Raw genomic sequence first — 23,068 nt, 5'->3', positions numbered from 1 at the left:
TCAGCCCCTCAACATGGTGATGAACGCATCGATGACCGCGTTCAGCTGGTTCTCGATGAAACCGGCACCGATGTTGACGCCGAGCGCCCTGGCGAAGCCGAAATAGGCGGCCAGCGCCAGGATAAGGCCGAGCACGACGTCCCGCAGCGTACGCTTGCTGCCGAAGCCGTAGCAGACGAGCACGAACATGATGACGGATGCCGCCGTGAAGCCGAGCGGTTGGATGAGCAGCAGATTGGCGATCAGGCCGATGACGACGAAGCCCATTGCCTTCCAGTCGGTCGGCGTCTCCTTTTCCTCCTCCGGCTGCCAGCCGCCGCGAAGCGCGGCAAGGATGAGCAACAGCGAAAGTACCACCAGGCCAACCATGGTAAGGTAGGGAAAGACGGTCGGGCCGACCTTGGAGTAGAGCGGCGACACCGGGATCGCCAGCGTCTGCCAGGCAACGGCGCCGGCGCAGGCCAGGAGCCCGATGCCTATCAACAATTCCGGCACGGCAAGCCGCGACGGCGCCGGCTGCTGGTCGCTGGTGCTCATGATTGTCCTCCCCAGGAGAGCTGGCCAAGTATGGTTGGCGAAAATGCCCGGCGCCGCATGCTTGCTCCCCACCGCAGGGTCATGCCGGCTTGCATTTCATGCGAGAAGGGGCGACCTGCGCCGCCCCTATGACGATGGATCAGGCGAGCCCGAGATCCTTCAGGATCGCCTCGATGCGGGCTGAATCCTCGGTGACGAACTTCGCATAGTCGTCGCCGGTGAGCAGGATCGGCGTCCAGTTGCGGTTCTTGCATTCGGTCGCCCACGCGTCGCTCTTGGCCATGGTCTCGATCAGGGTGATCATCGCTGCCTTGTCGGCGTCGGAAATACCCGGCGGTGCGAAGACGCCGCGCCAGTTGAACAGTTCGACATCGATGCCGGCCTCCTTCAGCGTCGGCGCATCGATGCCGTCCTGGCGCTTGTCTGCCGAGATGGCGAGCAGCCGCAGCGCGCCCGCCTTGACCTGCTCGGAAAACTCGCCAAAGCCGGAGATGCCGGCCGCGACCTGGTTGCCGAGCAGCGCCGACAACGCCTCACCGCCGCCGGCGAACGGCACGTAGGACAGGTTTGTCGCCGGCACGCCGACAGTCTTGGCAATCAGGCCGAACAGGATGTGATCGGAACCGCCTGCGGAGCCGCCGGCGACAGGAACCTTTGTCGGATCGGCCTTGAGCGCGGCGACGAAATCAGCGGCCGTCTTGAACGGCGACTCCGCCGGCACGACCAAGGCTTCGAACTCGCCGGTAAGGCGGGCGATCGGGGTGACCTGCGTCAGATTGTTGGCGGCCTTGTTGGCAATGATGGCGCCAACCATGACCATGCCGGCAACCATCAGGGAATTGCCTTTGCCGTTCCACTGGCTGATGAATTGCGGCAGCCCGACAGTCCCGCCGGCGCCGCCGACATTGGTGATCTGCGAACCCGAGATGAGCTTTTCACTGCGCAGCACCTGGTCGATCGTGCGCGCCGTCTGGTCCCAGCCACCACCCGGTGCGGCAGGCACGAAGAGCTGTATCTGGGGCGCGCCTTCGGCCAAAGCGGGAGAAAGATGCGACGTCATCAGCCCGGCACCCACGGCTGCGGTGCTCATCAAAAATCTGCGTCTGTCCAGCATGGGATTCCTCCAAATCACGACACCTCCTCCGGTGCCCGCCAAAACGCGCCTGCATCCAGACCCGTCATCGATTTCAAGCAGATGTTACGGAGTTCTGTCAACGGAAACGATATTCTACTGGACAGAACGATTTGGCGGCGCGACACAGTCGCGTCGCTCGGCTTTCTTCAAACTGGAACCGCCATGGATTCGCCAAGCAAATCGGCAGATGCGGAAATCGACCGCGCCGAAGGTGTTGCAGCACTCGATCGGGCGATTGCCATCCTCGATGCCTTCAGCACGGAGGACCGGTCGCTCAGCCTAGCCGAAATCGCGGCGCGCACCGGCCTCTACAAGAGCACCATCCTGCGGCTTGCGAATTCCCTTTTGCGCGGACGATTGCTCGAGCGCCTCGACAATGGGCGCTACCGCGTCGGACCCGCGACGTTTCGGCTCGGTGCGCTCTACCAGCGTTCGGTCGTGGCGGTCGACATCCTGCTGCCGATCATGCGCGATCTTTCCGAGCGAAGCTGGGAAAGCGTTGCCTTCTACGTTCGCTCGGGCGATGTCCGCACCTGTCTTTACCGCGTCGAATCCAAGCACCCGATCCGCTACACGATACGCGAAGGCGACGTATTGCCTTTGCTGCTCGGCTCGGGCGGCCGCGTGCTCGCAGCGTTTTCGGGCCAGCAGGGCGAACCCTACGAGACCATCCGCAAGACCTGCAACTGTCTCGCCGTCGGCGACCGCGACCCCGAGACGGGGGGCGTGTCGGCGCCGGTATTCGGGCCAGGGGGCGTCCTGCTCGGCGCCTTGACCCTGGCTGGACCAAGCACGCGCGTCGATGCGGCCTTTCTGCAGCGCATGAAGCGTCCGCTGCTCGAGGCGGCGGCCCGCGCCACCCGCGCCTTCGGCGAGGACGCCTCAATGCTCGAGCGGGCAAGCCTGGCAGCGGACGCCATGCGGTAGAACACGTCCTCGTTGGAAGCCCCCGCTCAGGTCACCGCGCCAGCAGGATGGTCGGAGCGTCGTGATAGGTGGTCTTTACCACTTCCCGGTAACCGCACTTGGCAGCCACCCTCAGCGAAGCGCCGTTTTCCGGATCGATGATGCAGACGGTCTTCTCGCGCCCGAAAGTCACTTCGCCCCACGCCAGGATGCGGCCAACCACCTCGGTGGCAAAGCCCGCCCCGTGCACCGCCGGAACCAGCGCCCACCCGGCCTCGGGAATGCCTTCGATCGATGGTTCCATGTCGCGCTTCAGGTCGTGAAACCCGGCCTCGCCGATGAAGCGTCCGGTCGCCTTCTCCTCGATCGCCCAGAAGCCATAGCCGAGCAGCGACCACAGGCCGGCGTGACGCAGGAAGCGCATCCAGCTTTCTTCGCGCGTGCGCGGCTTGCCGCCGATGAAGCGGGTGACGACGGGATCCGTCCACATCGCGGCATAGCTGTCGAAATCGTCCAGCCGGTGTGCCCGCAGGATGGTGCGCTTCGTTTCGATGACAGGAGCAACGGTCGCTTGTGGATTGTTCATGGGATCTGCCTCGCACGGATCGCCAGCGATTAGCAAATCGCCGGTGCGGCGCAAGGGGCCAGGGCAACACGGCCCATCATCCAGGCACCGCTATGGGAATTTTGCGAGACGGTGTTATTTTTCACCGCAGGCCGATTTCAACACCTGCCAGCGCGACTTTCAAGCGCGCATTGGCGCCGTCAAACCCGGGGAAAGAGCATGGACGCCACCGATCTTGTGCTTGCGATCTTCCATCATCTGCTGGTTTTTTCGCTGGCGGGGATCATCGGCGCCGAATTCGTCCTGATCCGCGGCGACCTGGGTGCTGCGACGCTCAAGAGGCTCGCAGGCATCGACCGCCATTACGGCATCATTGCCACGCTGATCATCGTCGTCGGCATCGGCCGCGTCTTCTATGGCCTCAAGGGCTGGGAATTCTACGTCTACAACTGGGTGTTCTGGGCCAAGATAGCGGCGTTCGGCGCTGTCGGCCTGCTGTCGATCATCCCAACCGTCCGCTTCATATCCTGGAACAGGCAGGCGAGCGGCAATGCCTCGTTCCAGGTGCCGGCGGCCGAGCTTGCGTCCGTAAAGACTTACATCCGCGCCGAAGCTTGCATCTTCCTGCTCATCCCGATCTTCGCCGCGGCGATGGCGCGCGGCTACGGCTATTAGGATGGCGCCCATCAGCAGTTTGCCGTTTGAGTCCGGTTGCAATCTGTTAATTTGCGCTAGTTGTTGCTCCATCTGCAGGGTGTTGAGAGGACCCCGCGCAGCGGTTGGAGATTTACGTATTGGGAGGAGATCACGATGAGAAGATTTGTCGCCACTCTGGCTGCTGCCGCGGCCGTTACGCTTTATGGGTTCACTGCCGGCGCGCAGACCTATCCTGAACGCACCATCACCGTTGTGGTGCCGTTTGCGGCCGGCGGCCCGACCGACACGGTCACCCGCCTCGTCGCCGAAGCGATGTCGAAGGATCTCGGCCAGCAGGTCATCGTCGAGAATGTCGGCGGCGCCGGCGGCACGCTGGGTGCCGGCCGCGTCGCCAACGCCGAGCCTGACGGCTATACGCTGCTGCTCCATCACATCGGCATGGCGACAAGTGCGACGCTGTACAGAAAGCTCGCCTACGACACGCTGAACGACTTCGAATATGTCGGCCTCGTCACCGAGGTGCCGATGACCATCGTCGGCCGCAAGGACCTGGAGCCGACCGATCTCAAGGGGTTGGTGGAGTACGCCAAGGCCAACAAGGATTCCATAACCGTCGCCAATGCCGGCATCGGTGCGGCCTCGCATCTGTGCGGCATGCTGTTCATGAGCGCCATCAAGACGCCGCTGGTCACCGTGCCCTACAAGGGCACCGGCCCGGCCATGACCGATCTCCTCGGCGGTCAGGTCGACATCATGTGCGACCAGACGACCAACACCACCAAGCAGATCCAGGGCGGCACAATCAAGGCCTATGCCGTCACCTCGCCGGAGCGCCTCGATGTGCTGAAAGACGTGCCGACGACGGTGGAAGGCGGCCTTCCCGAAGTGCAGGTCGGCATCTGGCACGGTCTCTATGCACCCAAGGGCACACCGGCCGGGATCACCGAACGCCTGTCGAAATCGCTCCAGGTCGCGCTGAAGGACCAGAACGTCGCGGCCCGCTTCGCCGAACTCGGCACCAAGCCATCGCCCGAGGCCGATGCGACGCCCGCCGCACTGAAGGCCAAGCTGGAAAGTGAGATCGCGCGCTGGAAGCCGATCATCGAAGCCGCCGGCCAGTACGCCGACTGAGGTTTGAACAGGGGCGCCACCGGCGCCCCTGTTCGCTCGGCATCCGCTACCCACTCGGGCTTGGGAGAACCATCATGAAACCTTTCGCGATCGACAGGGCCAACGGCCTGTGCGCCGCCCTGTTCATCGGCTTCGGCGCATGGTTCGCGCTGCAATCGCTCGGCCTCGAAATCGGCACAGCGTTGCGCATGGGGCCAGGCTATTTTCCGCTGGTCCTGGCGATCGTGCTGATCCTGCTTGGCGCCGTCATTCTCGTCCAGGCTGTACGCGTCGAGGGCGAAGCGATCGGGCATATTGCGTGGCGCGGCATGCTGCTCATCCTGCCTGCTCCGATCTTCTTCGGCCTGACGGTGCGCGGCCTCGGATTCATCCCGTCGATCTTCCTGACGGCGCTGATCGCGTCGTTTGCCAGCCGCCGCATGAAACCGATGACCGCGCTCGTGCTGTCGGCCGGCCTGACATTGTTTGCATTCCTTGTCTTCAGCTACGCGCTCGGCCTGCCGTTCCGCCGCTTCGGCCCGTGGCTGGCCCCGTGGTCGGTATCGTAAGGCGATGAGCATGGATCTGCTCGACAACCTTGCGCTCGGCTTTTCGACGGCGACGTCGCTGACCAACCTCGGTTTCTGCCTGATCGGCGTCCTTCTCGGCACACTGATCGGCGTCCTGCCCGGCATCGGCGCCACCGCGACCATCGCCATGCTTTTGCCCATCACCTTCCAGATCGGCGACCCGGTTTCCTCCCTCATCATGCTCGCCGGCATCTATTACGGTGCGCAATATGGCGGCTCGACCACCGCCATTCTCATCAACATGCCCGGCGAATCCTCGTCCGCCGTCACCGCGATCGACGGCTACCAGATGGCCAGGAACGGCCGCGCCGGGGCGGCCCTCGCGATCGCGGCCATCGGCTCGTTCTTTGCCGGAACCGTGTCGACGTTCCTCGTCGCCATCTTTGCCCCGCCGCTGACGGCGATCGCGCTGAAATTCGGCGCGGCCGAGTATTTTTCGCTGATGATCGTCGGCTTGGTTTCGTCCGTCGCGCTCGCCCACGGCTCGATCGTCAAGGCGCTGGCCATGGTCGTGCTCGGCCTGCTGCTCGGCATTGTCGGCACCGACATTTACACCGGCACGCCGCGCTTCACGCTTGGAATCCGGGAATATGCCGACGGGTTGAATTTCGTTGCGGTGGCGGTCGGCGTCTTTGGCATCGCCGAGATCCTGCGCAACCTCGAAAACGAGGATGAGCGCTCCGTGATGATCCGCAAGGTCACCGGCCTTATGCCGACCCGCGAGGACTTTCGGCGCATGGCAGCGCCCATCGTGCGCGGAACGATCATCGGTTCGGCGCTCGGCATCCTGCCGGGAGGCGGCGCGATCCTGGCAGCCTTTGCCTCCTACACGGTCGAAAAACGCGTCTCGAAAAACCCGAAGGAGTTCGGCAAGGGCGCCATCGAAGGCGTCGCCGGACCGGAATCGGCCAACAATGCCGGTGCGCAGACTTCCTTCATCCCGATGCTGACGCTGGGCATTCCGGCCAACCCGGTCATGGCTCTGATGATCGGCGCCATGATCATCCAGGGCATCGTGCCCGGCCCCAATGTCGCAACCGAACAGCCGGCGCTGTTCTGGGGCATCATCGCCTCGATGTGGATCGGCAATCTGATGCTGATCATCCTCAACCTGCCGCTGATCGGGCTTTGGGTGAAGCTGCTGACGATCCCCTATTACGTGCTTTTCCCGATCATCATGGCGTTCTGCTCGATCGGCGTCTACAGCGTCAACAGCAACGTCTATGATCTCTACGCCGTCGCCTTCTTCGGCTTCCTCGGCTACCTCCTGACCAAGCTGCGCTGCGAACCGGCACCGCTGCTGCTCGGCTTCGTGCTCGGCCCGCTGCTCGAGGAAAACCTGCGCCGCGCCATGATCCTCTCGCGCGGCGACCCGAGCACCTTCGTGACCAGACCGATCAGCGCCGGCCTGCTGCTCATAGCACTCGCCGTGCTCGCCGTCGTCTTCCTGCCGGCGGTCAAGAAAAAGCGCGAAGAGGTGTTTGTGGAGGAGAGTTGAACTACGCCGCCGTTCCGCCTCGGTCCTGAACCTCTTCGACCGGGTCGAGCGGTGCGATCGGCACCAGCGGTGCCGGCACATCGGTCGTCTTGACCTCGGCCTTGCAGATGTCGGCGATGACGCAGGCCGGGCAATCCGGCTTGCGCGCCTTGCAGACGTAGCGGCCATGCAGGATCAGCCAGTGATGTGCATGGCGCATATATTCGTCCGGAATGATCTTCAACAATCCTTGCTCGACCTGTTCCGGCGTCTTGCCGGGCGCCAATCCGAGCCGGTTGCCGATGCGAAGAATGTGCGTGTCGACCGCCATCGTGTGCTGGCCGAAGGCCATGTTGAGCACGACATTGGCGGTCTTGCGCCCCACCCCGGGCAGCTTGACCAATTCATCACGATTATCGGGTACCTCGCCGCCATGGTCGCGGATCAGCGCCTGCGACAGCGCAATCACATTCTTCGCCTTGTTGCGCCACAGCCCGATGGTGCGGATATATTCGCCGACCCTTGCTTCCCCCAGCGCCAGCATCTTGTGCGGCGTATCGGCGGCCCTGAACAGCGCCCGCGTCGCCTTGTTGACGCCGGCATCCGTCGCTTGCGCCGACAGCACCACCGCGACCAGCAGCGTGAAGGCGTTGACATGTTCGAGTTCGCCTTTCGGCTCGGGCCGCTGGACGGAAAAGCGCCGGAATATCTCGTTAACTTCGGCCGGGCTGTAGCGTGACGCGCGTCGCACCGGCCTCGGGCGCGGCTTTGCGTTCGAACCATCGCGTCGTGCGGGCAACAGCTCTTTTTTGGACAGGGAAGAATCTTTGGACTTGGGGCTTGCCATTTCCCTCCTATAATATCCCCTCATGAGCGACACAAACGCCTCGTTTCAGGCCGACGAGCCATTCTTTCAGGCGCTACTGACCCCGCACCGGTCTCTGGGCCGGACAGGCTTCTTCGTCCTGATGGGCGCGCTGCTGTTCGGCTGGCTGGTGACAGGCGCATTTTTCCTGTCGCGCGGCGCCTGGCCGGTGTTCGGCTTCTTCGGCCTCGACGTGGCCGCCGTCTACATCGCCTTTCGCATCAACTATCGTGCCGCTCGCGCACGCGAAGAAGTCTCGGTCTCGCGCACCAGCCTCGACATCCGCAAGACAGCCCCCTCGGGGAAATCGGAAGCGCATCGCTTCAATCCGTTCTGGGCGCGGTTTTCGGTGGCCCGTCACGCCGAGATCGGCATCACAGGCATGACGGTGCAAGGTGAAGGCCAGAACGTGCCGATCGGATCGTTCCTGGACCCCGATTCCCGCGAGAGTTTTGCCACCGCCTTTTCGCGCGCGCTGGCGACCGCCAAGACACGCTGAGGCAGCCGCGAGCGATTCCTGGGCTCGAATCCGGTGCCTATCCGGGTATGCGCCGCAAGAAGGCAAGTTTCGGGTGGCGATCGACGCCCCAAGGGGCGATATTCCGGCTCAAGGAGACAGTTCCATGAGCACACACACCGCAGTCCTCAAAAAGGACATCACGCCTGAAGGCAGCGATTATGAGATCGTGCGCCGTGCCATCGAGAAGATCAGTCTCGACTATCGCGACCAGCCTTCCCTCGAAGAGCTGGCCGAGGAGGTCGGCGAGACGCCGACCGGCCTGCAAAAACTCTTCACCCGCTGGGCCGGCCTGTCGCCCAAGGCCTTCCTGCAGGCGGTGACACTGGACCATGCGCGCAGGCTGCTCGATTCCGGCATGCCGCTGCTCGAGACCTCATTCGAACTGGGCATGTCCGGCCCCGGCCGGCTGCATGATCTGTTCGTCACGCACGAGGCGATGTCGCCGGGCGACTACAAGACACGCGGCGCCGGGCTCACCATCCGCTACGGCTTCCATTCCTCGCCGTTCGGCACCGCCCTGATCATGGCCACCGAGCGCGGGCTCGCCGGCCTCGCCTTCAGCGACCCCGGCGAGGAACGCGCCGCCTTCGCCGACATGGCCAGCCGCTGGCCGAACGCCATCTACGTCGAGGACATGACTGCCACCGGCCTCTATGCCGCCCGTATCTTCGACCCGACGCTGTGGCGCCCCGACCAGCCGCTGCATGTCGTCATGATCGGCACCGACTTCCAGGTTCGCGTCTGGGAGGCGCTGCTCAAGATCCCGATGGGCAAGGCCCGCACCTATTCCTCGATTGCGGCCAGCATCGGCGCACCGTCCGCCAGCCGTGCGGTCGGTGCGGCCAACGGCGCCAATCCGCTCTCTTTCGTGGTGCCTTGTCACCGCGCCATCGGCAAATCAGGCGACCTCACCGGTTATCATTGGGGCCTGACCCGCAAGCGCGCCATTCTGGGTTGGGAAGCCGGGCAGATATCGTAATATCGATTTTTCTCGATATTGCGAAGAAAAACATGGTTATATCGGCGCTATCAAGTATAAGCGCTATTTACGCTGTGGTTTCCGCTTTTGCAACCGAGGGCAACCTCCGGTTCCTGTAGTTGTTATTTTGAGGCGTTATTTTAGGTAACTCTAAATTAACCACGATAAAGTGATGATGCTCTCATATTAATCCGGACGATCCGGCTTGATAGGAGGTCTCGATGACATTGTTTCGCGCCGCCTGCGGCGCAGCTCTGCTGGTTGCCAGCGTCGACGAGGCCGCGTTGGCCACGACGCAGAATCTCATCTTCAACGGCACGATCGCGCCCACCTGCACGCTGGTCGTTGCCACCAACGGTACGATGACGGCCAGTCCCGATCTCCAGTCCCTGAGCTCCCACAACAGCGGCGGCTCGGCTGGAACCGTGACGCTGACGACGACCGGAGGTGTGTCGCTGAGCGTCGACCCGGTCACCACCATGACGGTGCCATCCGCCGACAGCACGTCGACGACCTGGACACCCACCTACTCCGCCGCCGGCGCGCATTCCATCGTCGAGACCGGCTCGACAACCAGCATCACCACCCCCGGCGCAGATCTCGTCTCGGTTCACCTTGCCGGAACCAAGGGCGGCAGCAATCGCTTCGCCAACGGCAATTATCAGGCAACGGTAACGCTGCGCTGCGAATGACGCGGGCGAAGGAGGGGTCGTGAAACATGCTCGAATCCTGGCGACGGCGTTGGCCGTCGGATTGGCGCCCGTTGCCGCCAAGGCTCAGTCGATGTCGCCGATGCGTGGCGATATCAAAAGCTTCACCGACGTCTTTGCGGTTCGCGTCTTCCCCGCCAATCCCTACGACCGCAAGATCCGGGTCGAAATTCACGTCTACGATCAGGATTTCCAGCCGGTAGATGCCAGGGTCTCTCCAAATGTCTTCCAACTGGCCTCCCAGGCCTCCCGTTCTGTCCTTGTGGTTGTGCCTTTCGACGGCGCTGCCGAGCGTAAGGTGCGTATCTGTACCGAAAGCATCCCCTTTCCCAATCAACAGACGCAGATAAGGGCACAGATATGCGGAAAGTTTTTTGGGCGCCGCAAGTCCTGACACTGGCGCTCGCGGCTGTTTGGGCGGGTGCCTCGCCGGCCGGGGCCGAGGACGTCTACAACCTCAACCAGAACGAAAGCGGCTTCAACCTGCCCGGCGTCACCTTGCCCCAGGGCCAGGACGAGGTCCATGCCGCGGATGGCACCACTTGCCGTTCCGCCGTCTCCGGCTCCGGCGCCTATGTCGATCTCGGCGTCATCAGAGGCAACAGCCAGTCCGACAATGATGTCGCCACTTACGGCCGCGTGGTGATCCCCATCGGGCGTACGCCCAAGCGCGTCGATTGCAGCCGTCTCTACGAGCTTGAGGTCGAGCGCCTTCAGCTGGAGCTGAAGCTCCTCAAAATGGGCCTCGGCACCGACGGCCAGACGGCGAGTATTGCCGCCACCGCTCCCGCGACCGCATCACCGGGGTGGGCCAACGAAGGCTGGAGCATCAGAACCGGAAATGGCGATGGCAAGAAAAAGAAGAAGCAGTAGCCGCGCGCTGTTTGCGATGGCGGCACTTGCCGGTTCCTGCCTTCCGATGCAGGCGGCGATCATCGGCACCTGCACCATCATGGTCGGGGCGTCCGGAACGATGAAGGCCAATCCCGCCATCAGCATACTGGGCTCCAAACAGGCAGGCGGATCGAGCGCCAGCGCCACCGTGGTGGCAAGCTCCCTGTTATGCTCAATACTCAACCTGCTTGACTGCTATTCGGTTTCGGCGCCGGCGCCTGCCGCATTCTCGTCCGCGCCGAGCGGCGGTGGCACCAACGTGACGTTCGCTTCGGTCTTCCGCCTCGATGGCTCGGGGGCCGATGTCAACGGAAGTGTGCCGCAGAGGGTTGCCAACGGCACCCACGCGATGCAGGTCGACCTCACCGCCACCAAGTCGAGCGGTATCTTTCCCGCCGGCAACTATCAGGGCACGGTCACCGTGCGCTGCGAATAAGGCCGCGACAACTCAAATCGGGCTGGACCATGCGCGTGGTCTGGCAAGCTGCGGCCTTACAGGTTAGCTTCCACGCAATCGGAACGATCTGCGTTCGCCCGGACGCACGAAGACGCTCCGACATTTTGAATTTGCGTTGCCAGGAGGCCCTGCTTGATTATCGTCATCGGCTCGATCAACCTCGACCTTATCGCCAAGGTCGACCGCTTGCCGAGCCCCGGCGAGACTGTGGGCGGCTCGGCCTTCACCACCGCGCCTGGTGGCAAGGGCGCCAACCAGGCCCTGGCCGCCGCACGCGCCGGCGCCTCGGTGCGCATGGTCGGCGCCGTCGGCAGGGACAGCTTCGCCGCCGAGGCACTGGCATTGCTGCGCGACGGCAAGGTCGACCTGTCCGGCGTTGCCGAGACTCACGCCTCGACCGGCACGGCACTGATCATGGTCGCCGACGACGGCGAGAACATCATCGCCGTGGTGCCGGGCGCCAACGCTTCCGTGGTGCCCGGCGATCTCTCCAAGGCCTTTCTGAAAAAAGGCGACGTCGTGCTGCTGCAAAATGAGATTCCGCTGGCCACCGTCGATGCCGCCCTCGACCAGGCAAGGGCGGCCGGCGCCATCACCGTGCTCAACACAGCACCTTTCCAGGCGCAGACAGCCGGCTTTCTCGACAAGGCCGACTATGTCGTCGCCAACGAAACCGAGTTCGACCTCTATGGCGAAGCGCTGTCGCTGCAAGGCCGCGATCGGGCGGCGCGCATGCGCGACTTTGCCGGAAAGACCGGCCGCACCGTTGTCGTCACGCTCGGCGGCGATGGCGTGATGGCGGCGACACCGACCGAGTTCCTGGCCGTTGCTGCGCGCAAGATCGTCCCCGTCGACACGGTCGGCGCCGGCGATACGTTCTGCGGCTATTTCGCCGCCAGCCTGTCGTCGGGCCTCACGCTCGAACAGGCGCTGGCGCGCGCCGGCGCGGCCGGCTCGCTGGCCTGCCTGAAGCCTGGCGCCCAACCGGCGATCCCGCTCGCCAAAGACGTCGATCAGGCGCTGCAGGAAACCCGTTAGAATGCTGCGTCCTCAAACGAAACATGCCGTGCCGCCGGCAGGCGACATCTGCCGCCTGTCCGCAGTCGAACTCGCCGGCGCGATCCGGGAGAGAGAGCTTTGCGTGCGCGAGGTGGTGGCGGCATTCCTCGACCGGATCGAGGCGGTCAATCCGCTGGTCAACGCCATCGTCTCCTTGCGCGATCGCGCCGATATCCTGCGCGAAGCCGATGCGGCCGATGCCAGCCCGACGCGAGCCAAAACCAACCCGCTCTTCGGCCTGCCGATGGCCATCAAGGACCTCGCCTCGACCACGGGCCTCAGGACCTCTTTCGGCTCGCCGATCTTCGCCGATTTCGTGCCGCAGGAGGACGATTTCTTCGTCGAGCGCATCCGCAATGCCGGCGCCATTATCATCGGCAAGACCAACGTCCCCGAATTCGGGCTTGGTTCCAACACCTACAACGCCGTGTTCGGGCCGACACTGAACGCCTTCGATCCGGCCCTGACCGCCGGAGGCTCGAGCGGCGGCGCGGCCGTTGCCCTGGCGCTCGACATGGTGCCCGTCGCCGATGGCAGCGATTTTGGCGGCTCGCTGCGCAACCCGGCCGCCTGGAACAATGTTTTTGGCTTCCGCCCGTCGCAAGGACTTGTTCCCGGCGGACCCGATTTCGAAGTCTTCCATGCGCAGATGGGCGTCGACGGGCCGATGGGCCGCAACGTCCGTGACATGGCACTGCTGCTCGATGTGCAGGCCGGTTACCACCCGCACGCGCCATTGTCCTACGAGAAACCCGGCTCGTTCCTCGAAGGGCTTGGAATACCCGCAACTGGTGGCCGCATAGCCTGGCTCGGTGATCTCGGCGGTCATCTGCCGGTTGAAACAGGCATTCTCGGCCTGTGCGAGGCGGCACTTGGCCGCTTTGCGGAAGCGTCCTTCGCGACCGAGCCCCTGCTGCCGGATTTCGATTTCGAAGCGCTGTGGCAGGCCTTCGTGACGCTGCGCCAGGCCAGCAGCGGCTGCGCGCTCAAAACCCACTATGACGATCCCGCAAAGCGCCGCCTGCTCAAGCCGGAAGCCATCTGGGAAGTGGAGAACGCAACGCGGCTGACGGCGCCACAGATCCGCGCCGCTTCGGTCATCCGCACGTCCTGGTATCGCACGCTTCTGTCGATCTTCGACCGCTATGATCTGATTGCGCTGCCGACAGCGCAGGTCTTCCCCTTCGACATCGATACGCATTGGCCGCGTGAGGTCGCCGGACGCACAATGGACAGCTATCACCGCTGGATGCAGGTTTCCGCCTTCGCGACCTTGGGCGGCTGCCCGGCGGCCAATGTGCCGGTCGGCTTCGACGATAGAGGGCGGCCGATGGGCATGCAGCTGATCGGCCGGCCACGCGGCGACCTTGCCGTGCTCAAGGCGGCGGCCGCCTATGAGGCAACACTGCCCTGGCCGGCCGGCGCCTGAATCGCACGCGTTGGCGTGCCGCAGCGCTTCGCGCACCGGCTTGCATCGCTATCGCCGCCATGCATTGATTATCCTCAGCCGCGCCGCCTCGGCGGTATTCCTGGGGAAAAAGCATGTCGCTCGAACTCTACGCCGCCTATGTCCTCGCTTGCATCGTCATTATCCTGGTGCCCGGTCCGACGGTCACGCTGATCATTGCCAACAGCATCCGCCATGGCTCGCGCGCCGGCCTCGCCAACGTCGCCGGCACGCAGGCCGGGCTTGCCGTGATGATCGCCATCGTCGGCATCGGCCTCAACACGCTGATCGCAGGCATGGGCCACTGGTTCGAATGGGTACGGCTGATCGGTGCCGCCTATCTGATCTGGATGGGTGTGCAGATGTTCCGTTCCAAGGGCACGTTGAATGCCGATGGAACAGCGAGAAAGCCGCGCGGCGGCTTCTTCCTGCAGGGCCTGCTGGTGGCGCTGAGCAACCCCAAGACGCTGATTTTCTTCGGCGCCTTCTTTCCGCAGTTCATTTCGCCGCAAGGCAACTACTCGCTGCAGATCGCCGTCATGGGTCTGACCGCCATGATCTTCGCCGCCTTCTCGGATTCGACTTACGCGCTGGCCGCCGGCCGCGCCGGGCGCCTGCTGTCGGCCGGCCGCATCAAACTCCTGTCGAGGATCAGCGGCAGCTTCATGGTCGGCGGCGGCCTGTGGCTGGCGTTTTCGCGGTCGAAGTAAAGGCGGCCGAGCCGGCGCCGCAAGGAATTGCAGCACCCTGGAATGGCAACAGATTGAAAGTGTGCTGTCCCACCACCACATGAATCTGGCTTGAGGGATTCATGTCTGTCTTTTGGACTTGGGATGGTTTGAAGAGGAACGCGCCTGGCGTGATCCTCTTTATTGGTGCGTTTGCGGTTATGATCATGTTGGCGGCAAACAAATGGATCAACGACGCCAGCCCGATCCGATCGGTCGACACAGTCGAGGCAAACGTCGAAAGTGTCCGGTTGGACCATGGCCGCGGCATATATCTGGTTTCTATCGAGAACGGTTCGTCTGTCCTTATCGATGACGATCACCCGCATCTGATCGGCTCGCGCACAAACATCGAACGCGTCACGCGCGACAATGGCTTCGTCTTCTACCGATTCGTGAATTGAATCATGGCAACAGTATCTTCTCTCAGAAACCGCCTGCTTCTGTTTCAGGCAGAATACCGAGACGCAGTCATTGGTGTCGTATTCTTCTGCGCACTGCCCCTGGCGGCGCTGATCCCGATTGCGATGAACCAGGACAATCCGGTTGTGGCAACTCAGCGTGTGATGGGCACTATCGAGTATGTGAGGTTAATGCCCAATCCGAAGATGGCTGCCGGGCGCGGGCTGTATTACACATACGATGTCCGCCTTGATGGCAACAACGCGGTGACATCCATCGATGATGAAGTGGGGATGCCGCACCTTGTCGGTTCGGTCATCCCCATCGAGCGGCAACATCATAAGCGCGGCGGAGACACCTATCGGTTTCTCAATGAGTGAAGACGCGTGCTCACAAGTTCAGTTCTGTTCTGACGGTCAGTTAAGCCGCCCCAGCCTCTCCACCAGCAAGGCGAAAAACGCATCATGGTCGATGTCGCGCATCACCATGGCGTTCTTCGGCCGTTTGGTGACGCCCCACCAGTCGATCACGGTCATGCCCATGGTCAGTTCCGAGGCGGTTTCCACGCTGACGTTGCAGTTGCGGCCCTTGAACAGGTCCGGCTTCAACAGATAGGCGATGACGCAAGGATCGTGCAGCGGGCCACCGTCGGTGCCGTATTTCTCTTCATCGAAGCGCTCGAAGAACTCCAGCATCTCCGCGGTGGCGGTGCCGACCCTGGTGCCCAGCGCGCGGAAGGCCTGCGTGCGCTTGGCGGTGGTCAGCGCCTTGTGGGTGACGTCGAGAGGCATCATGACGATCGGGACGCCGGATTTGAACACGACGTCGGCGGCCTGCGGGTCGACATAGATGTTGAATTCGGCGGTCGGGGTGACATTGCCGCCTTCGAAGAACCCGCCGCCCATCAGCACGATTTCCTTGATGCGCGGTGCGATGCGCGGCTCGCGGATCAGCGCCAGCGCAATGTTGGTGAGCGGGCCGAGCGCGCAAAGCGTGATCGTGCCGCTTTCTTCGCTCATCAGCGTCTGGACGATGAAATCGACCGCGTACTGGTCCTGCAGCTTCATCGTCGGTTCGGGCAATTGCGGACCGTTGAGGCCGGTCTTGCCATGCACTTCCTCGGCGGTGACCAGTTCGCGCGTCAGGGGCCGGATGGCACCGGCATAGACCTTGATGTCCGGGCGGCCGGCCAGCTCGCAGATCTTGCGGGCATTCTTTTCGGTAAGCTTCAGCGGCACGTTGCCGGCAACGGCTGATATGCCGACGATCTCCAGTTCGGAGCTGCCGAGCGCCAGCAATATGGCGACGGCATCATCCTGGCCGGGATCCGTGTCGATGATGATCTTGCGTGACTGGGGCATTTCAATTCCTTGTTTGGCGAGGTCGTGGACTTGCATCGATCCGATCGGAACATCCAAATGACGCCGAAGCGGCCGCGAGCTGCCAGGCCGAACCGCTCGACCGGGGAAGACAATCCCGACCCGCGCGCTTTTCCTTGCATCTGCTCGCCGTTTCAAGCGCCATGTCTGTCATTCCTGTGAGTCCACGGCCTGGTCTTTTTGGGCGGGTCTGTTGACGGCTTGAACTTGGTCGCGGGGCGGACCATATCAAGGCCATCGGGAAAAATGCCATCTGGGTTTTTCCACTTTATGTCGCTCTTGAGAGGACAGTGTAACATGAGCCGAATGACGCCCTTTTCCAGCCCGCTTCTGCTTGGTTTCGACGCCATGGAAAAGACCCTGGAACGCCTGGCGAAGTCCGGTGACAGCTACCCTCCCTACAACATCGAACGCCTCAGCGGCGCCGACGGCAAAACCGAAAGGTTGCGCATCACATTGGCGGTCGCCGGTTTCGCCGAAAGCGATCTCGATGTCACCACGGAGGAAAACCAGTTGGTCGTGCGCGGCCGTCAGACCGACGACACCGAGCGCGAATTTCTTCATCGCGGCATCGCCGCGCGCCAGTTCCAGCGCTGTTTCGTGCTGGCCGACGGCATGCGGGTGATCGCAGCGGAGTTGAAGAACGGCCTTTTGGCGATCGACCTCGATCGGCCGGAGTCCGAACGGCTGGTACGGAAAATAAACATATCGGTGAAAGACTGATCTTTACCGATGGCTCTCATGCGGGATGGCCTTGAGCGGCGTCCTCGCGCCAAGGAGGCTTTGAAATGACCAGAACTGAAACTATCACCATGACCAATGGCGAATTCGCTCATCTCGGCGAGGGCTCGGTCGCTTATCTCAGAAAGGTCTCGAGCGACGAATTGCTCGGCCGTTTCCCCAATCTCGGCGAAATCGCTCCCGGCATGGAACTGTGGGCGCTGTTTGCCGCCAATGGCCAGCCGATCCTGCTTTCCGACGCGCGTGACCGCGCACTGGCCGGTGCCATGGAAAACGACCTGACCACGGTCGCCATCCACTAAGACCCAGCGCGCCGCCCTGTTAGGCGCGACCAGCAGGCTCAAACGCATAGGGCCGCCCGTGGCGGCCCTTGAAGTTCGTCTCACCAGAAAAATCAGGCCGCGTGCGAGGCCTGGGTGTCCGATAAAAGCGCGTGGATAGCCGCGGCGTCGCGCGTACCCCTGATCTTGGCCACCGTGTCGGCGTCACGCAGCACTCGCGCGATGCGCGACAGTGCCTTGAGGTGATCGGCACCCGCCCCTTCCGGCGCCAGCAGCAGAAACACCAGATCGACGGGCTGATCGTCCAGCGATTCGAAATCGACAGGCGTCTCCAGCCGGGCGAAAACACCTGCGATGCGCTTCACGCCGGCCAGCTTGCCGTGCGGGATGGCGATGCCGTTGCCGACGCCGGTCGAACCCAGCCGCTCACGCTGCAGGATGGTGTCGAACACCTCCCGCTCCGGAATGCCGGAAATCGCCGCCGCCCGTTCGGACAGCAATTGCAGCAGCTGCTTCTTGGAGTTCGCCTTCAACGCCGGCAATATCGCCGGAACGTTGATAAGATCGCTCAGATCCATGCTTGAAAATCCCTTGTTCGCCTGCCGTCACCAGTCCTCACCCCTCGTGCGGCCGGCTCTTATCCCAGTGCGACCTCGTCGTCACCGTGCGACCCTTGTCGTCACCGTGCGACCGTTGTCGTCACGCTTGTGCGACCTTGGTCGTCGACGGGTCGATCCAACCGATATTTCCATCGGGTCGGCGATAGACGATGTTGAGATGGTCGGTTCCCGCGTTGCGGAAGACGAAGACCGGGCTGTCCTTGGTGTCGAGCTCGATGACCGCCGACGCCACCGACATGGTCTTCAACGTCATGGTTGATTCGGCGACGATGGCCGGCGCGAAATTCTCCGGAATGTCCTCGTCGTCATCGGCAAGCGGCGCCATCACCGTGTAGGCTATGTCGGTCGGCTGGCCGTTGGCGGCGCCCGAATTGTGCGATTTCAGCCGGCGCTTGTAGCGCCTCAGGCGGGTTTCCAGACGGTCCGCCGCCGCCTCGAAGGCAAGCGTCGGATCCTGGGCATCGCCGGTGGCCTGCAGCGAAGCGCCGGAATCCAGCCGGATCATGCAATCCGCCGAATAGCGCGAACCCGATTTGATGACCGTGACATGTCCGGCAAAGCCGCGATCGAAATATTTGCCGATCGCTTCGCCGACACGATCGTTGATGCGTGTCCGAAACGCATCGCCGATGTCCATGTGTTTTCCCGATATGCGCAGATTCATCTGAAAACTGACCTTCCTTGCTCAGGCTTCAAACTGGCCCGAGTTTATACTCGTGATCCGTGCGCACAAGCTTTGCGGCGTCACTTGCGCCGATTTTAAATCCAGACTTTCCGGTTGATCACAAGCCGCCCTTTGACCGTCCCGAGGCCAACGTCGTGACGGACCATCCGCATGCGGGCATCTAGCCCGTCTCATGCGGGCGGGCTTCTAGCCAGTTCACCGCGGCTTGTCAATGAAGTGCTGGCTTGTGGAAAATCGACCCGCCTCAGCGCCCGGCGCTGGCCATCGCACGTTTCTCGCGCCGGCGCTGCACCGAGGAGGGGATATTCATGCCTTCCCGGTACTTGGCGACCGTACGCCTTGCAATGTCGACGCCACTTTCGCGCAACATGTCGACGATTGCATCGTCGGAAAGCACGTCGACGGGCTTCTCCTCGTCGATCAACTGCTTGATGCGGTCACGCACGGCTTCCGAGGAGTGCGCATCGCCGCCGCCCGATGCGGCGATCGAGGCGGTGAAGAAGTAGCGAAGCTCGAACACGCCGCGCGGCGTCAGCATGTATTTATTGGCTGTGACCCGGCTGACGGTCGATTCGTGCATGCCGATGGCGTCGGCCACAGTGCGCAGATTGAGCGGCTTCAGCTGCCGCACGCCATGGACGAGGAAGGCGTCCTGCTGGCGAACGATTTCCGAAGCGACCTTGAGGATGGTCTTTGCCCGCTGGTCGAGGCTGCGCGTCAGCCAGTTGGCGTTCTGCAGGCATTCGGCCAGAAAATCCTTTTCCGCCTGGTTCTTGGCCTGCGGAGAGACCTGGGCGAAATAGATATGGTCGACCAACACCCGCGGCAGCGTTTCGGCATTGAGTTCGACCGTCCAGCTGCCGTCATTGGCCGCGCGCACCTCGACATCGGCGACGATCGCGTCGCTGGCGCCGCCCGAAAACGCCATGCCCGGCCGGGGATCGAGCGCCCGGATTTCGGCCAGCATGTCGAGCAGATCCTCCTCGTCGACACCGCAGATCCGTTTCAATGCGTGAAAATCGCGCCGTGCCAGGAGTTCGAGATTGGCGACCAGCGCCTTCATCGCCGGATCGAGCCGGCTCCGCACGGCAAGCTGCAGCGACAGGCATTCGGCCAGGTCGCGGGCAAACAGGCCGGCCGGCTCGAAGGTCTGACACACCGCCAGCACCTTCGCCACGGCGGCGGCATCCGCACCGAGACGAGCGGCGATCTCTGCCAGATCGGCACGCAGGTAGCCGCTCTCGTCGAGGCCGTCGGCGAGGTCGGCGGCGATCAAACGTGCAGCCGGATCGGCGAAGGTTAGCGCTACCTGTTCACCGACATGGTCGCGCAGCGTGATCGCAGCAGTCGCCATATCGCCGGCGTCAAACCACTCGGATGAGGAACCCGCGCCATTGCCGGAAGCCGATTTCCATTGCGCCGTCAGGTCGGGACCGAGCCGCTCGCTGGTGCCCGGGTCGTCGGGAAACAGGTTTTCCAGCGACGTGTCGAGCTTGTCCGAGATCGCCTCGGCGCTCCACTGCGTCTCGTTTTCGAACCAGTCGCCTTCGGTGGCGGCTTGCGGCTCCGCCTCGATCTTCTGCGCCTGGTCGCTGGCGGCATCGTCCTGCGGCTCGGCGCGCTCCAGCAGTGGATTGCGCTCGATTTCCTCGTCGATGAAATGCTCGAGCTCGACATGGGTGAACTGCAGCAGCCGAATCGACTGCATCAGTTGCGGCGTCATCACCAGCGACTGCGATTGTCGTAGCTGTAGTTTGGCCGCCAACGCCATGGTTCGGTTTCAAACGCCTCGTCTACGCATCCGGACTTCCGGAAAGGAATTTTGCAGCCGGCCATAGAAACTGGCCCGGCTTTTGCTTGTCAAGGCAATCGGTAGCAAAACTCGCTTACCGGAGCGTTATCTCGGAGCAAAATCGACGAAAAAGCGCCGCGCGAGCCGCAAAAATCGTGTCAGGAAACAAATTTCACGCTCAGAGGGTGAAACCCTCGCCGAGGTAAAGTCGCCGCACATCCGGGTTTGCCACCACTTCGTCGGCCCTTCCATGGGTCAGCACCTGGCCGGCATGGATGATGTAGGCGCGGTCGATGAGGCCGAGCGTTTCGCGCACATTGTGATCGGTGATGAGGACGCCGATGCCGCGCGCCGTGAGGTGGCGCACCAGTTGTTGAATATCCGCGACGGCGATCGGATCGATGCCGGCGAAAGGCTCGTCGAGCAGCATGTAGGCCGGACGCGTCGCCAGCGCTCGCGCGATTTCCAAGCGTCGCCGCTCGCCGCCCGAAAGCGACATGGATGGCGCCTTGCGCAGATGGCTGATGTGGAATTCCTCGAGCAGTTCGTCGAGATTGCGCTCGCGCACCTTGCGGTCCTTTTCGACCACTTCCAGCACGGCGCGGATATTCTGCTCGACATTGAGGCCGCGGAAGATCGATGCTTCCTGCGGCAGATAGCCGATGCCGAGGCGTGCGCGACGGTACATCGGCATCGACGTGACATCGAAGCCGTCGATCTCGATCGTGCCTTCATCCACCGGCACCAGGCCGGTAACCATATAGAAACAGGTCGTTTTGCCGGCGCCGTTGGGGCCGAGCAGTCCAACGGCCTCTCCGGCGCGCACGCCGATGGTAACGCCGCTGACGACCTTGCGGCCCTTGTAGCTCTTGGTCAGCCCCTTGGCGATCAGGGTTCCCTTGAACTTTCCCGCATCGACGGTCACCGTGGCCGGCGCCGAAAGCTTGCCGGCGGCCCGTCCCGGAAGACGCGCCGTCAGCGACGACAGGCTGGCCATCAGGGGTTCGTCGCTCCCGATTTCGGCGGCGGCGTGATCGACATCTGGACACGTTGCCCAGCGCATGGATCCACCTGAGCCAGCCCGCTTTTCATCTGCACGGTAAGCTTGCAGCCCACCAGAACGTTGTCGTTTTGCGACAGAACGACCTTTTTGCCCGAAAGCACCAGCACCTGGCTCTTCATATCGAAACTGCCTTGATCGCCGGTCGCGATCTGCGCATCCGACTTGATATAGACCTTGTCGGAGATCTCCAGGTGGTCGATGTTGGCGGAGCCCGTCATCGCAGCACCTGCGGCCTCCGTGCCCTTGGCAGCGGCGTTGGGGTCCTTGACGTAGTAGACCGTCATCTTGCCGGCCTTCATCAATGTCGGCCCCTGGACGACGCTGACATTGCCCGTGAAGATGGCGACACTGTCGGCCTGGCGGACTTCCAGCTTGTCGCTCTCGATCTGGATCGGCTTGTCGCCGGACAGTTTGAGGCCTGATTGACTGGTCGTCTGCGCCCATGACGGCACGAGTCCGAGCAGCAGCAACGCTGAAGTTGCAGCCGCGAGCCGCGTCGAACTACTGAGCCGCATTGGTTTCTCCGCTGTTTCCCTGTGCCGCCTTCAGGGCGGCGGAATCGATGTTGACGCGCACTTTGTTCTCGAAAACCAGAATCTTGCCATTGTCCTGGACCGACATCGTATCCGCCGTGATCCGCGACCCGCCACGGCTGACATCGACGGGATCTCCTGTCTTCATAGTGCCTTTGCCCATGTCGAGGAAGACCGATTTGAACTTGGCCTGCATGCCGTCGGTCGTGGTGATCGTCACGTCACTGGTCAGGTTCATCGTATTGCCGTCGCGATCGTAGGTGCCGTGCGAGGCCTTGACCGCCGCCACATTGTCGGACGCGATCGGCACCTTGGCGTCGATGCCTTCCAGCTCGATGATACCTTGCGTGCTGACATCCTGAATGGCACGCAGCGCCGTCATCGAATAAGGCTGCTTCTGCTTGGTGAAACCGTTGAGCTTGGGATTGGCCATCACCAGCTTGCCGTTGGAAAAGGCAGTGCCTTCCGCCTGAATCTTCACCGAGACGGGTGCGGCGAGATAGGAGTAGACCGGGAAAGCGACCGCTATCAGTGCTGCGGCCACCGGCACGGCAAATTTGAGAACGCGCACGCGGCGCGAATGACGCTGTGCACGGTCGAAAGCATCGCCGCGCGTCCGGCCGTCCGCCGGGGGAGCCAACACCGCCTCGGCGTCGGTCGGTTCAATCGGTCGCGCTAACATTCACTGCTTTCTTCTAACCCTGCCCGCCCTCGGGCACCGCCTATAGGTGGGACGCCGGCGCTTTCAAGCAAGCACAAGCCCACGAAAACTGCAAAAATGTGACAGCCGCCTTTGTACAGACGAAAACGAAGTCCGCACAACTGCGTGTTCTCCATAGCAGAAACAGACACGCGGCGTAAAATTTATCAGCCATCGGTCTCGTCGCCCGACCTGGTGGCGATTGCACGAATATGTGAGCAGACCGACGCCTGGAG

At 62.8% G+C, this 23,068-nt stretch carries 29 protein-coding genes; 18 read left to right on the top strand and 11 right to left on the bottom strand.

The genetic code is table 11. The features are described from left to right. Together LB559_RS25635 and LB559_RS25630 are read right to left on the bottom strand one after the other, a co-directional pair. A complete protein-coding gene (locus LB559_RS25635) occupies positions 1–537 on the bottom strand; it encodes a tripartite tricarboxylate transporter TctB family protein (RefSeq protein WP_064995576.1) in 537 nt (178 codons plus the stop codon). A 139-nt stretch (positions 538–676) separates the two neighbouring features. Beyond that, positions 677–1,651: a Bug family tripartite tricarboxylate transporter substrate binding protein gene (locus LB559_RS25630; protein ID WP_013529611.1), complete on the bottom strand. Its 975-nt coding sequence runs from the start codon at positions 1,649–1,651 to the stop codon at positions 677–679. 183 nt (positions 1,652–1,834) lie between these two features. On the opposite strand from LB559_RS25630, the gene LB559_RS25625 reads away from it, so the two are divergent. Then, positions 1,835–2,599: an IclR family transcriptional regulator gene (locus LB559_RS25625; protein WP_224675264.1), complete on the top strand. Its 765-nt coding sequence runs from the start codon at positions 1,835–1,837 to the stop codon at positions 2,597–2,599. Positions 2,600–2,630: 31 nt separating this feature from the next. On the opposite strand, the gene LB559_RS25620 is transcribed toward LB559_RS25625, so the two are convergent. Beyond that, the gene (locus LB559_RS25620) at positions 2,631–3,164 is read right to left on the bottom strand and encodes a GNAT family N-acetyltransferase (protein WP_224675263.1); all 534 of its coding nucleotides are present in this window, start codon (positions 3,162–3,164) and stop codon (positions 2,631–2,633) included. 198 nt (positions 3,165–3,362) lie between these two features. Here LB559_RS25620 and LB559_RS25615 point away from each other — a divergent pair, with 198 nt between their 5' ends. The 4 genes from LB559_RS25615 to LB559_RS25600 all read left to right on the top strand — a co-directional run bounded on the left by LB559_RS25615 (position 3,363) and on the right by LB559_RS25600 (position 6,998). Then, positions 3,363–3,818: a DUF2214 family protein gene (locus tag LB559_RS25615; RefSeq protein WP_224675262.1), complete on the top strand. Its 456-nt coding sequence runs from the start codon at positions 3,363–3,365 to the stop codon at positions 3,816–3,818. 135 nt (positions 3,819–3,953) lie between these two features. Next, positions 3,954–4,931 carry a tripartite tricarboxylate transporter substrate-binding protein gene (locus LB559_RS25610; protein ID WP_224675261.1) on the top strand — a complete coding sequence of 326 codons (978 nt, stop codon included), beginning with the start codon at positions 3,954–3,956 and terminating at the stop codon, positions 4,929–4,931. A 74-nt stretch (positions 4,932–5,005) separates the two neighbouring features. Further along, the gene (locus tag LB559_RS25605) at positions 5,006–5,479 is read left to right on the top strand and encodes a tripartite tricarboxylate transporter TctB family protein (RefSeq protein ID WP_027161339.1); all 474 of its coding nucleotides are present in this window, start codon (positions 5,006–5,008) and stop codon (positions 5,477–5,479) included. Between the two features lie 10 nt (positions 5,480–5,489). Further along, a complete protein-coding gene (locus tag LB559_RS25600) occupies positions 5,490–6,998 on the top strand; it encodes a tripartite tricarboxylate transporter permease (RefSeq protein WP_027161338.1) in 1,509 nt (502 codons plus the stop codon). Position 6,999: 1 nt separating this feature from the next. Here LB559_RS25600 and nth read toward each other — a convergent pair whose 3' ends face one another. Next, complete coding sequence (gene nth, locus LB559_RS25595; RefSeq protein WP_024502815.1) at positions 7,000–7,824, bottom strand: endonuclease III; 825 nt, start codon at positions 7,822–7,824, stop codon at positions 7,000–7,002. A 22-nt stretch (positions 7,825–7,846) separates the two neighbouring features. Between nth and LB559_RS25590 the strand changes: the two genes are divergently transcribed. The 11 genes from LB559_RS25590 (at position 7,847) to LB559_RS25540 (ending at position 15,418) form a co-directional block, all read left to right on the top strand. Next, complete coding sequence (locus LB559_RS25590; protein ID WP_013529603.1) at positions 7,847–8,341, top strand: DUF2244 domain-containing protein; 495 nt, start codon at positions 7,847–7,849, stop codon at positions 8,339–8,341. Positions 8,342–8,465: 124 nt separating this feature from the next. Further along, positions 8,466–9,341, top strand: a complete 876-nt coding sequence (locus LB559_RS25585; protein ID WP_224675260.1) for a methylated-DNA--[protein]-cysteine S-methyltransferase — start codon at positions 8,466–8,468, stop codon at positions 9,339–9,341. Between the two features lie 221 nt (positions 9,342–9,562). Then, positions 9,563–10,033 carry a hypothetical protein gene (locus LB559_RS25580; protein WP_224675259.1) on the top strand — a complete coding sequence of 157 codons (471 nt, stop codon included), beginning with the start codon at positions 9,563–9,565 and terminating at the stop codon, positions 10,031–10,033. A 19-nt stretch (positions 10,034–10,052) separates the two neighbouring features. Then, positions 10,053–10,445 carry a hypothetical protein gene (locus tag LB559_RS25575; protein WP_064995573.1) on the top strand — a complete coding sequence of 131 codons (393 nt, stop codon included), beginning with the start codon at positions 10,053–10,055 and terminating at the stop codon, positions 10,443–10,445. Further along, positions 10,412–10,924, top strand: coding sequence for a hypothetical protein (locus tag LB559_RS25570; protein WP_027161334.1), 513 nt, complete (start codon positions 10,412–10,414; stop codon positions 10,922–10,924). The genes LB559_RS25575 and LB559_RS25570 overlap by 34 nt, the downstream gene beginning before the upstream one ends. Then, the gene (locus tag LB559_RS25565; RefSeq protein WP_224675258.1) at positions 10,899–11,381 is read left to right on the top strand and encodes a hypothetical protein; all 483 of its coding nucleotides are present in this window, start codon (positions 10,899–10,901) and stop codon (positions 11,379–11,381) included. The genes LB559_RS25570 and LB559_RS25565 overlap by 26 nt, the downstream gene beginning before the upstream one ends. Positions 11,382–11,534: 153 nt before the next feature. Continuing rightward, complete coding sequence (locus LB559_RS25560) at positions 11,535–12,440, top strand: ribokinase (RefSeq protein WP_224675257.1); 906 nt, start codon at positions 11,535–11,537, stop codon at positions 12,438–12,440. 1 nt (position 12,441) lies between these two features. Beyond that, the gene (locus tag LB559_RS25555) at positions 12,442–13,890 is read left to right on the top strand and encodes an amidase (protein ID WP_224675256.1); all 1,449 of its coding nucleotides are present in this window, start codon (positions 12,442–12,444) and stop codon (positions 13,888–13,890) included. Between the two features lie 113 nt (positions 13,891–14,003). Then, complete coding sequence (locus LB559_RS25550) at positions 14,004–14,618, top strand: LysE family translocator (RefSeq protein WP_013529595.1); 615 nt, start codon at positions 14,004–14,006, stop codon at positions 14,616–14,618. Between the two features lie 101 nt (positions 14,619–14,719). Next, positions 14,720–15,040 carry a hypothetical protein gene (locus tag LB559_RS25545; protein ID WP_013529594.1) on the top strand — a complete coding sequence of 107 codons (321 nt, stop codon included), beginning with the start codon at positions 14,720–14,722 and terminating at the stop codon, positions 15,038–15,040. A 3-nt stretch (positions 15,041–15,043) separates the two neighbouring features. Next, complete coding sequence (locus LB559_RS25540; RefSeq protein WP_224675255.1) at positions 15,044–15,418, top strand: hypothetical protein; 375 nt, start codon at positions 15,044–15,046, stop codon at positions 15,416–15,418. Between the two features lie 36 nt (positions 15,419–15,454). Here LB559_RS25540 and LB559_RS25535 read toward each other — a convergent pair whose 3' ends face one another. After that, on the bottom strand, positions 15,455–16,399 hold the full coding sequence (locus LB559_RS25535; RefSeq protein WP_224675254.1) for a nucleoside hydrolase: 945 nt from the start codon (positions 16,397–16,399) through the stop codon (positions 15,455–15,457). A gap of 315 nt (positions 16,400–16,714) precedes the next feature. Here LB559_RS25535 and LB559_RS25530 point away from each other — a divergent pair, with 315 nt between their 5' ends. After that, positions 16,715–17,140, top strand: a complete 426-nt coding sequence (locus tag LB559_RS25530; protein WP_013529591.1) for an Hsp20 family protein — start codon at positions 16,715–16,717, stop codon at positions 17,138–17,140. A gap of 65 nt (positions 17,141–17,205) precedes the next feature. Next, on the top strand, positions 17,206–17,460 hold the full coding sequence (locus tag LB559_RS25525; RefSeq protein ID WP_013529590.1) for a DUF1150 family protein: 255 nt from the start codon (positions 17,206–17,208) through the stop codon (positions 17,458–17,460). A 92-nt stretch (positions 17,461–17,552) separates the two neighbouring features. Here LB559_RS25525 and ptsN read toward each other — a convergent pair whose 3' ends face one another. The 6 genes from ptsN to lptC all read right to left on the bottom strand — a co-directional run bounded on the left by ptsN (position 17,553) and on the right by lptC (position 22,814). Continuing rightward, positions 17,553–18,017, bottom strand: coding sequence for a PTS IIA-like nitrogen regulatory protein PtsN (gene ptsN, locus LB559_RS25520; RefSeq protein WP_013529589.1), 465 nt, complete (start codon positions 18,015–18,017; stop codon positions 17,553–17,555). Between the two features lie 121 nt (positions 18,018–18,138). Beyond that, complete coding sequence (gene hpf / locus LB559_RS25515) at positions 18,139–18,723, bottom strand: ribosome hibernation-promoting factor, HPF/YfiA family (RefSeq protein ID WP_013529588.1); 585 nt, start codon at positions 18,721–18,723, stop codon at positions 18,139–18,141. Between the two features lie 265 nt (positions 18,724–18,988). After that, on the bottom strand, positions 18,989–20,515 hold the full coding sequence (gene rpoN, locus LB559_RS25510) for an RNA polymerase factor sigma-54 (protein ID WP_224675253.1): 1,527 nt from the start codon (positions 20,513–20,515) through the stop codon (positions 18,989–18,991). Between the two features lie 199 nt (positions 20,516–20,714). Beyond that, positions 20,715–21,533 carry an LPS export ABC transporter ATP-binding protein gene (gene lptB / locus LB559_RS25505; protein WP_013529586.1) on the bottom strand — a complete coding sequence of 273 codons (819 nt, stop codon included), beginning with the start codon at positions 21,531–21,533 and terminating at the stop codon, positions 20,715–20,717. Then, on the bottom strand, positions 21,533–22,114 hold the full coding sequence (locus LB559_RS25500) for an LptA/OstA family protein (protein WP_013529585.1): 582 nt from the start codon (positions 22,112–22,114) through the stop codon (positions 21,533–21,535). Before LB559_RS25500 ends, lptB begins: the two co-directional genes overlap by 1 nt. Further along, positions 22,101–22,814, bottom strand: coding sequence for an LPS export ABC transporter periplasmic protein LptC (gene lptC, locus LB559_RS25495; protein WP_013529584.1), 714 nt, complete (start codon positions 22,812–22,814; stop codon positions 22,101–22,103). The genes LB559_RS25500 and lptC overlap by 14 nt, the downstream gene beginning before the upstream one ends. Between the last annotated feature and the right edge of the window lie 254 nt (positions 22,815–23,068).

It is taken from the genome of Mesorhizobium sp. BR1-1-3, from assembly GCF_020165455.1.
Taxonomy (GTDB): Bacteria; Pseudomonadota; Alphaproteobacteria; order Rhizobiales; family Rhizobiaceae; genus Mesorhizobium; species Mesorhizobium ciceri.
Note: the sequence above shows the minus strand (reverse complement) of the source record. Positions and strands in the feature narration are given on the sequence as shown.

Excerpts from the sequence above, each read along its gene's own strand:
- LB559_RS25635 (WP_064995576.1), bottom strand. The coding sequence starts at position 537 with ATGAGCACCAGCGACCAGCAGCCGGCGCCGTCGCGGCTTGCCGTGCCG.
- LB559_RS25630 (WP_013529611.1), bottom strand. The coding sequence starts at position 1,651 with ATGCTGGACAGACGCAGATTTTTGATGAGCACCGCAGCCGTGGGTGCC.
- LB559_RS25625 (WP_224675264.1), top strand. The coding sequence starts at position 1,835 with ATGGATTCGCCAAGCAAATCGGCAGATGCGGAAATCGACCGCGCCGAA.
- LB559_RS25620 (WP_224675263.1), bottom strand. The coding sequence starts at position 3,164 with ATGAACAATCCACAAGCGACCGTTGCTCCTGTCATCGAAACGAAGCGC.
- LB559_RS25615 (WP_224675262.1), top strand. The coding sequence starts at position 3,363 with ATGGACGCCACCGATCTTGTGCTTGCGATCTTCCATCATCTGCTGGTT.
- LB559_RS25610 (WP_224675261.1), top strand. The coding sequence starts at position 3,954 with ATGAGAAGATTTGTCGCCACTCTGGCTGCTGCCGCGGCCGTTACGCTT.
- LB559_RS25605 (WP_027161339.1), top strand. The coding sequence starts at position 5,006 with ATGAAACCTTTCGCGATCGACAGGGCCAACGGCCTGTGCGCCGCCCTG.
- LB559_RS25600 (WP_027161338.1), top strand. The coding sequence starts at position 5,490 with ATGGATCTGCTCGACAACCTTGCGCTCGGCTTTTCGACGGCGACGTCG.
- nth (WP_024502815.1), bottom strand. The coding sequence starts at position 7,824 with ATGGCAAGCCCCAAGTCCAAAGATTCTTCCCTGTCCAAAAAAGAGCTG.
- LB559_RS25590 (WP_013529603.1), top strand. The coding sequence starts at position 7,847 with ATGAGCGACACAAACGCCTCGTTTCAGGCCGACGAGCCATTCTTTCAG.
- LB559_RS25585 (WP_224675260.1), top strand. The coding sequence starts at position 8,466 with ATGAGCACACACACCGCAGTCCTCAAAAAGGACATCACGCCTGAAGGC.
- LB559_RS25580 (WP_224675259.1), top strand. The coding sequence starts at position 9,563 with ATGACATTGTTTCGCGCCGCCTGCGGCGCAGCTCTGCTGGTTGCCAGC.
- LB559_RS25570 (WP_027161334.1), top strand. The coding sequence starts at position 10,412 with ATGCGGAAAGTTTTTTGGGCGCCGCAAGTCCTGACACTGGCGCTCGCG.
- LB559_RS25565 (WP_224675258.1), top strand. The coding sequence starts at position 10,899 with ATGGCAAGAAAAAGAAGAAGCAGTAGCCGCGCGCTGTTTGCGATGGCG.
- LB559_RS25555 (WP_224675256.1), top strand. The coding sequence starts at position 12,442 with ATGCTGCGTCCTCAAACGAAACATGCCGTGCCGCCGGCAGGCGACATC.
- LB559_RS25550 (WP_013529595.1), top strand. The coding sequence starts at position 14,004 with ATGTCGCTCGAACTCTACGCCGCCTATGTCCTCGCTTGCATCGTCATT.
- LB559_RS25545 (WP_013529594.1), top strand. The coding sequence starts at position 14,720 with ATGTCTGTCTTTTGGACTTGGGATGGTTTGAAGAGGAACGCGCCTGGC.
- LB559_RS25540 (WP_224675255.1), top strand. The coding sequence starts at position 15,044 with ATGGCAACAGTATCTTCTCTCAGAAACCGCCTGCTTCTGTTTCAGGCA.
- LB559_RS25535 (WP_224675254.1), bottom strand. The coding sequence starts at position 16,399 with ATGCCCCAGTCACGCAAGATCATCATCGACACGGATCCCGGCCAGGAT.
- LB559_RS25530 (WP_013529591.1), top strand. The coding sequence starts at position 16,715 with ATGAGCCGAATGACGCCCTTTTCCAGCCCGCTTCTGCTTGGTTTCGAC.
- LB559_RS25525 (WP_013529590.1), top strand. The coding sequence starts at position 17,206 with ATGACCAGAACTGAAACTATCACCATGACCAATGGCGAATTCGCTCAT.
- ptsN (WP_013529589.1), bottom strand. The coding sequence starts at position 18,017 with ATGGATCTGAGCGATCTTATCAACGTTCCGGCGATATTGCCGGCGTTG.
- hpf (WP_013529588.1), bottom strand. The coding sequence starts at position 18,723 with ATGAATCTGCGCATATCGGGAAAACACATGGACATCGGCGATGCGTTT.
- rpoN (WP_224675253.1), bottom strand. The coding sequence starts at position 20,515 with ATGGCGTTGGCGGCCAAACTACAGCTACGACAATCGCAGTCGCTGGTG.
- lptB (WP_013529586.1), bottom strand. The coding sequence starts at position 21,533 with ATGGCCAGCCTGTCGTCGCTGACGGCGCGTCTTCCGGGACGGGCCGCC.
- LB559_RS25500 (WP_013529585.1), bottom strand. The coding sequence starts at position 22,114 with ATGCGGCTCAGTAGTTCGACGCGGCTCGCGGCTGCAACTTCAGCGTTG.
- lptC (WP_013529584.1), bottom strand. The coding sequence starts at position 22,814 with ATGTTAGCGCGACCGATTGAACCGACCGACGCCGAGGCGGTGTTGGCT.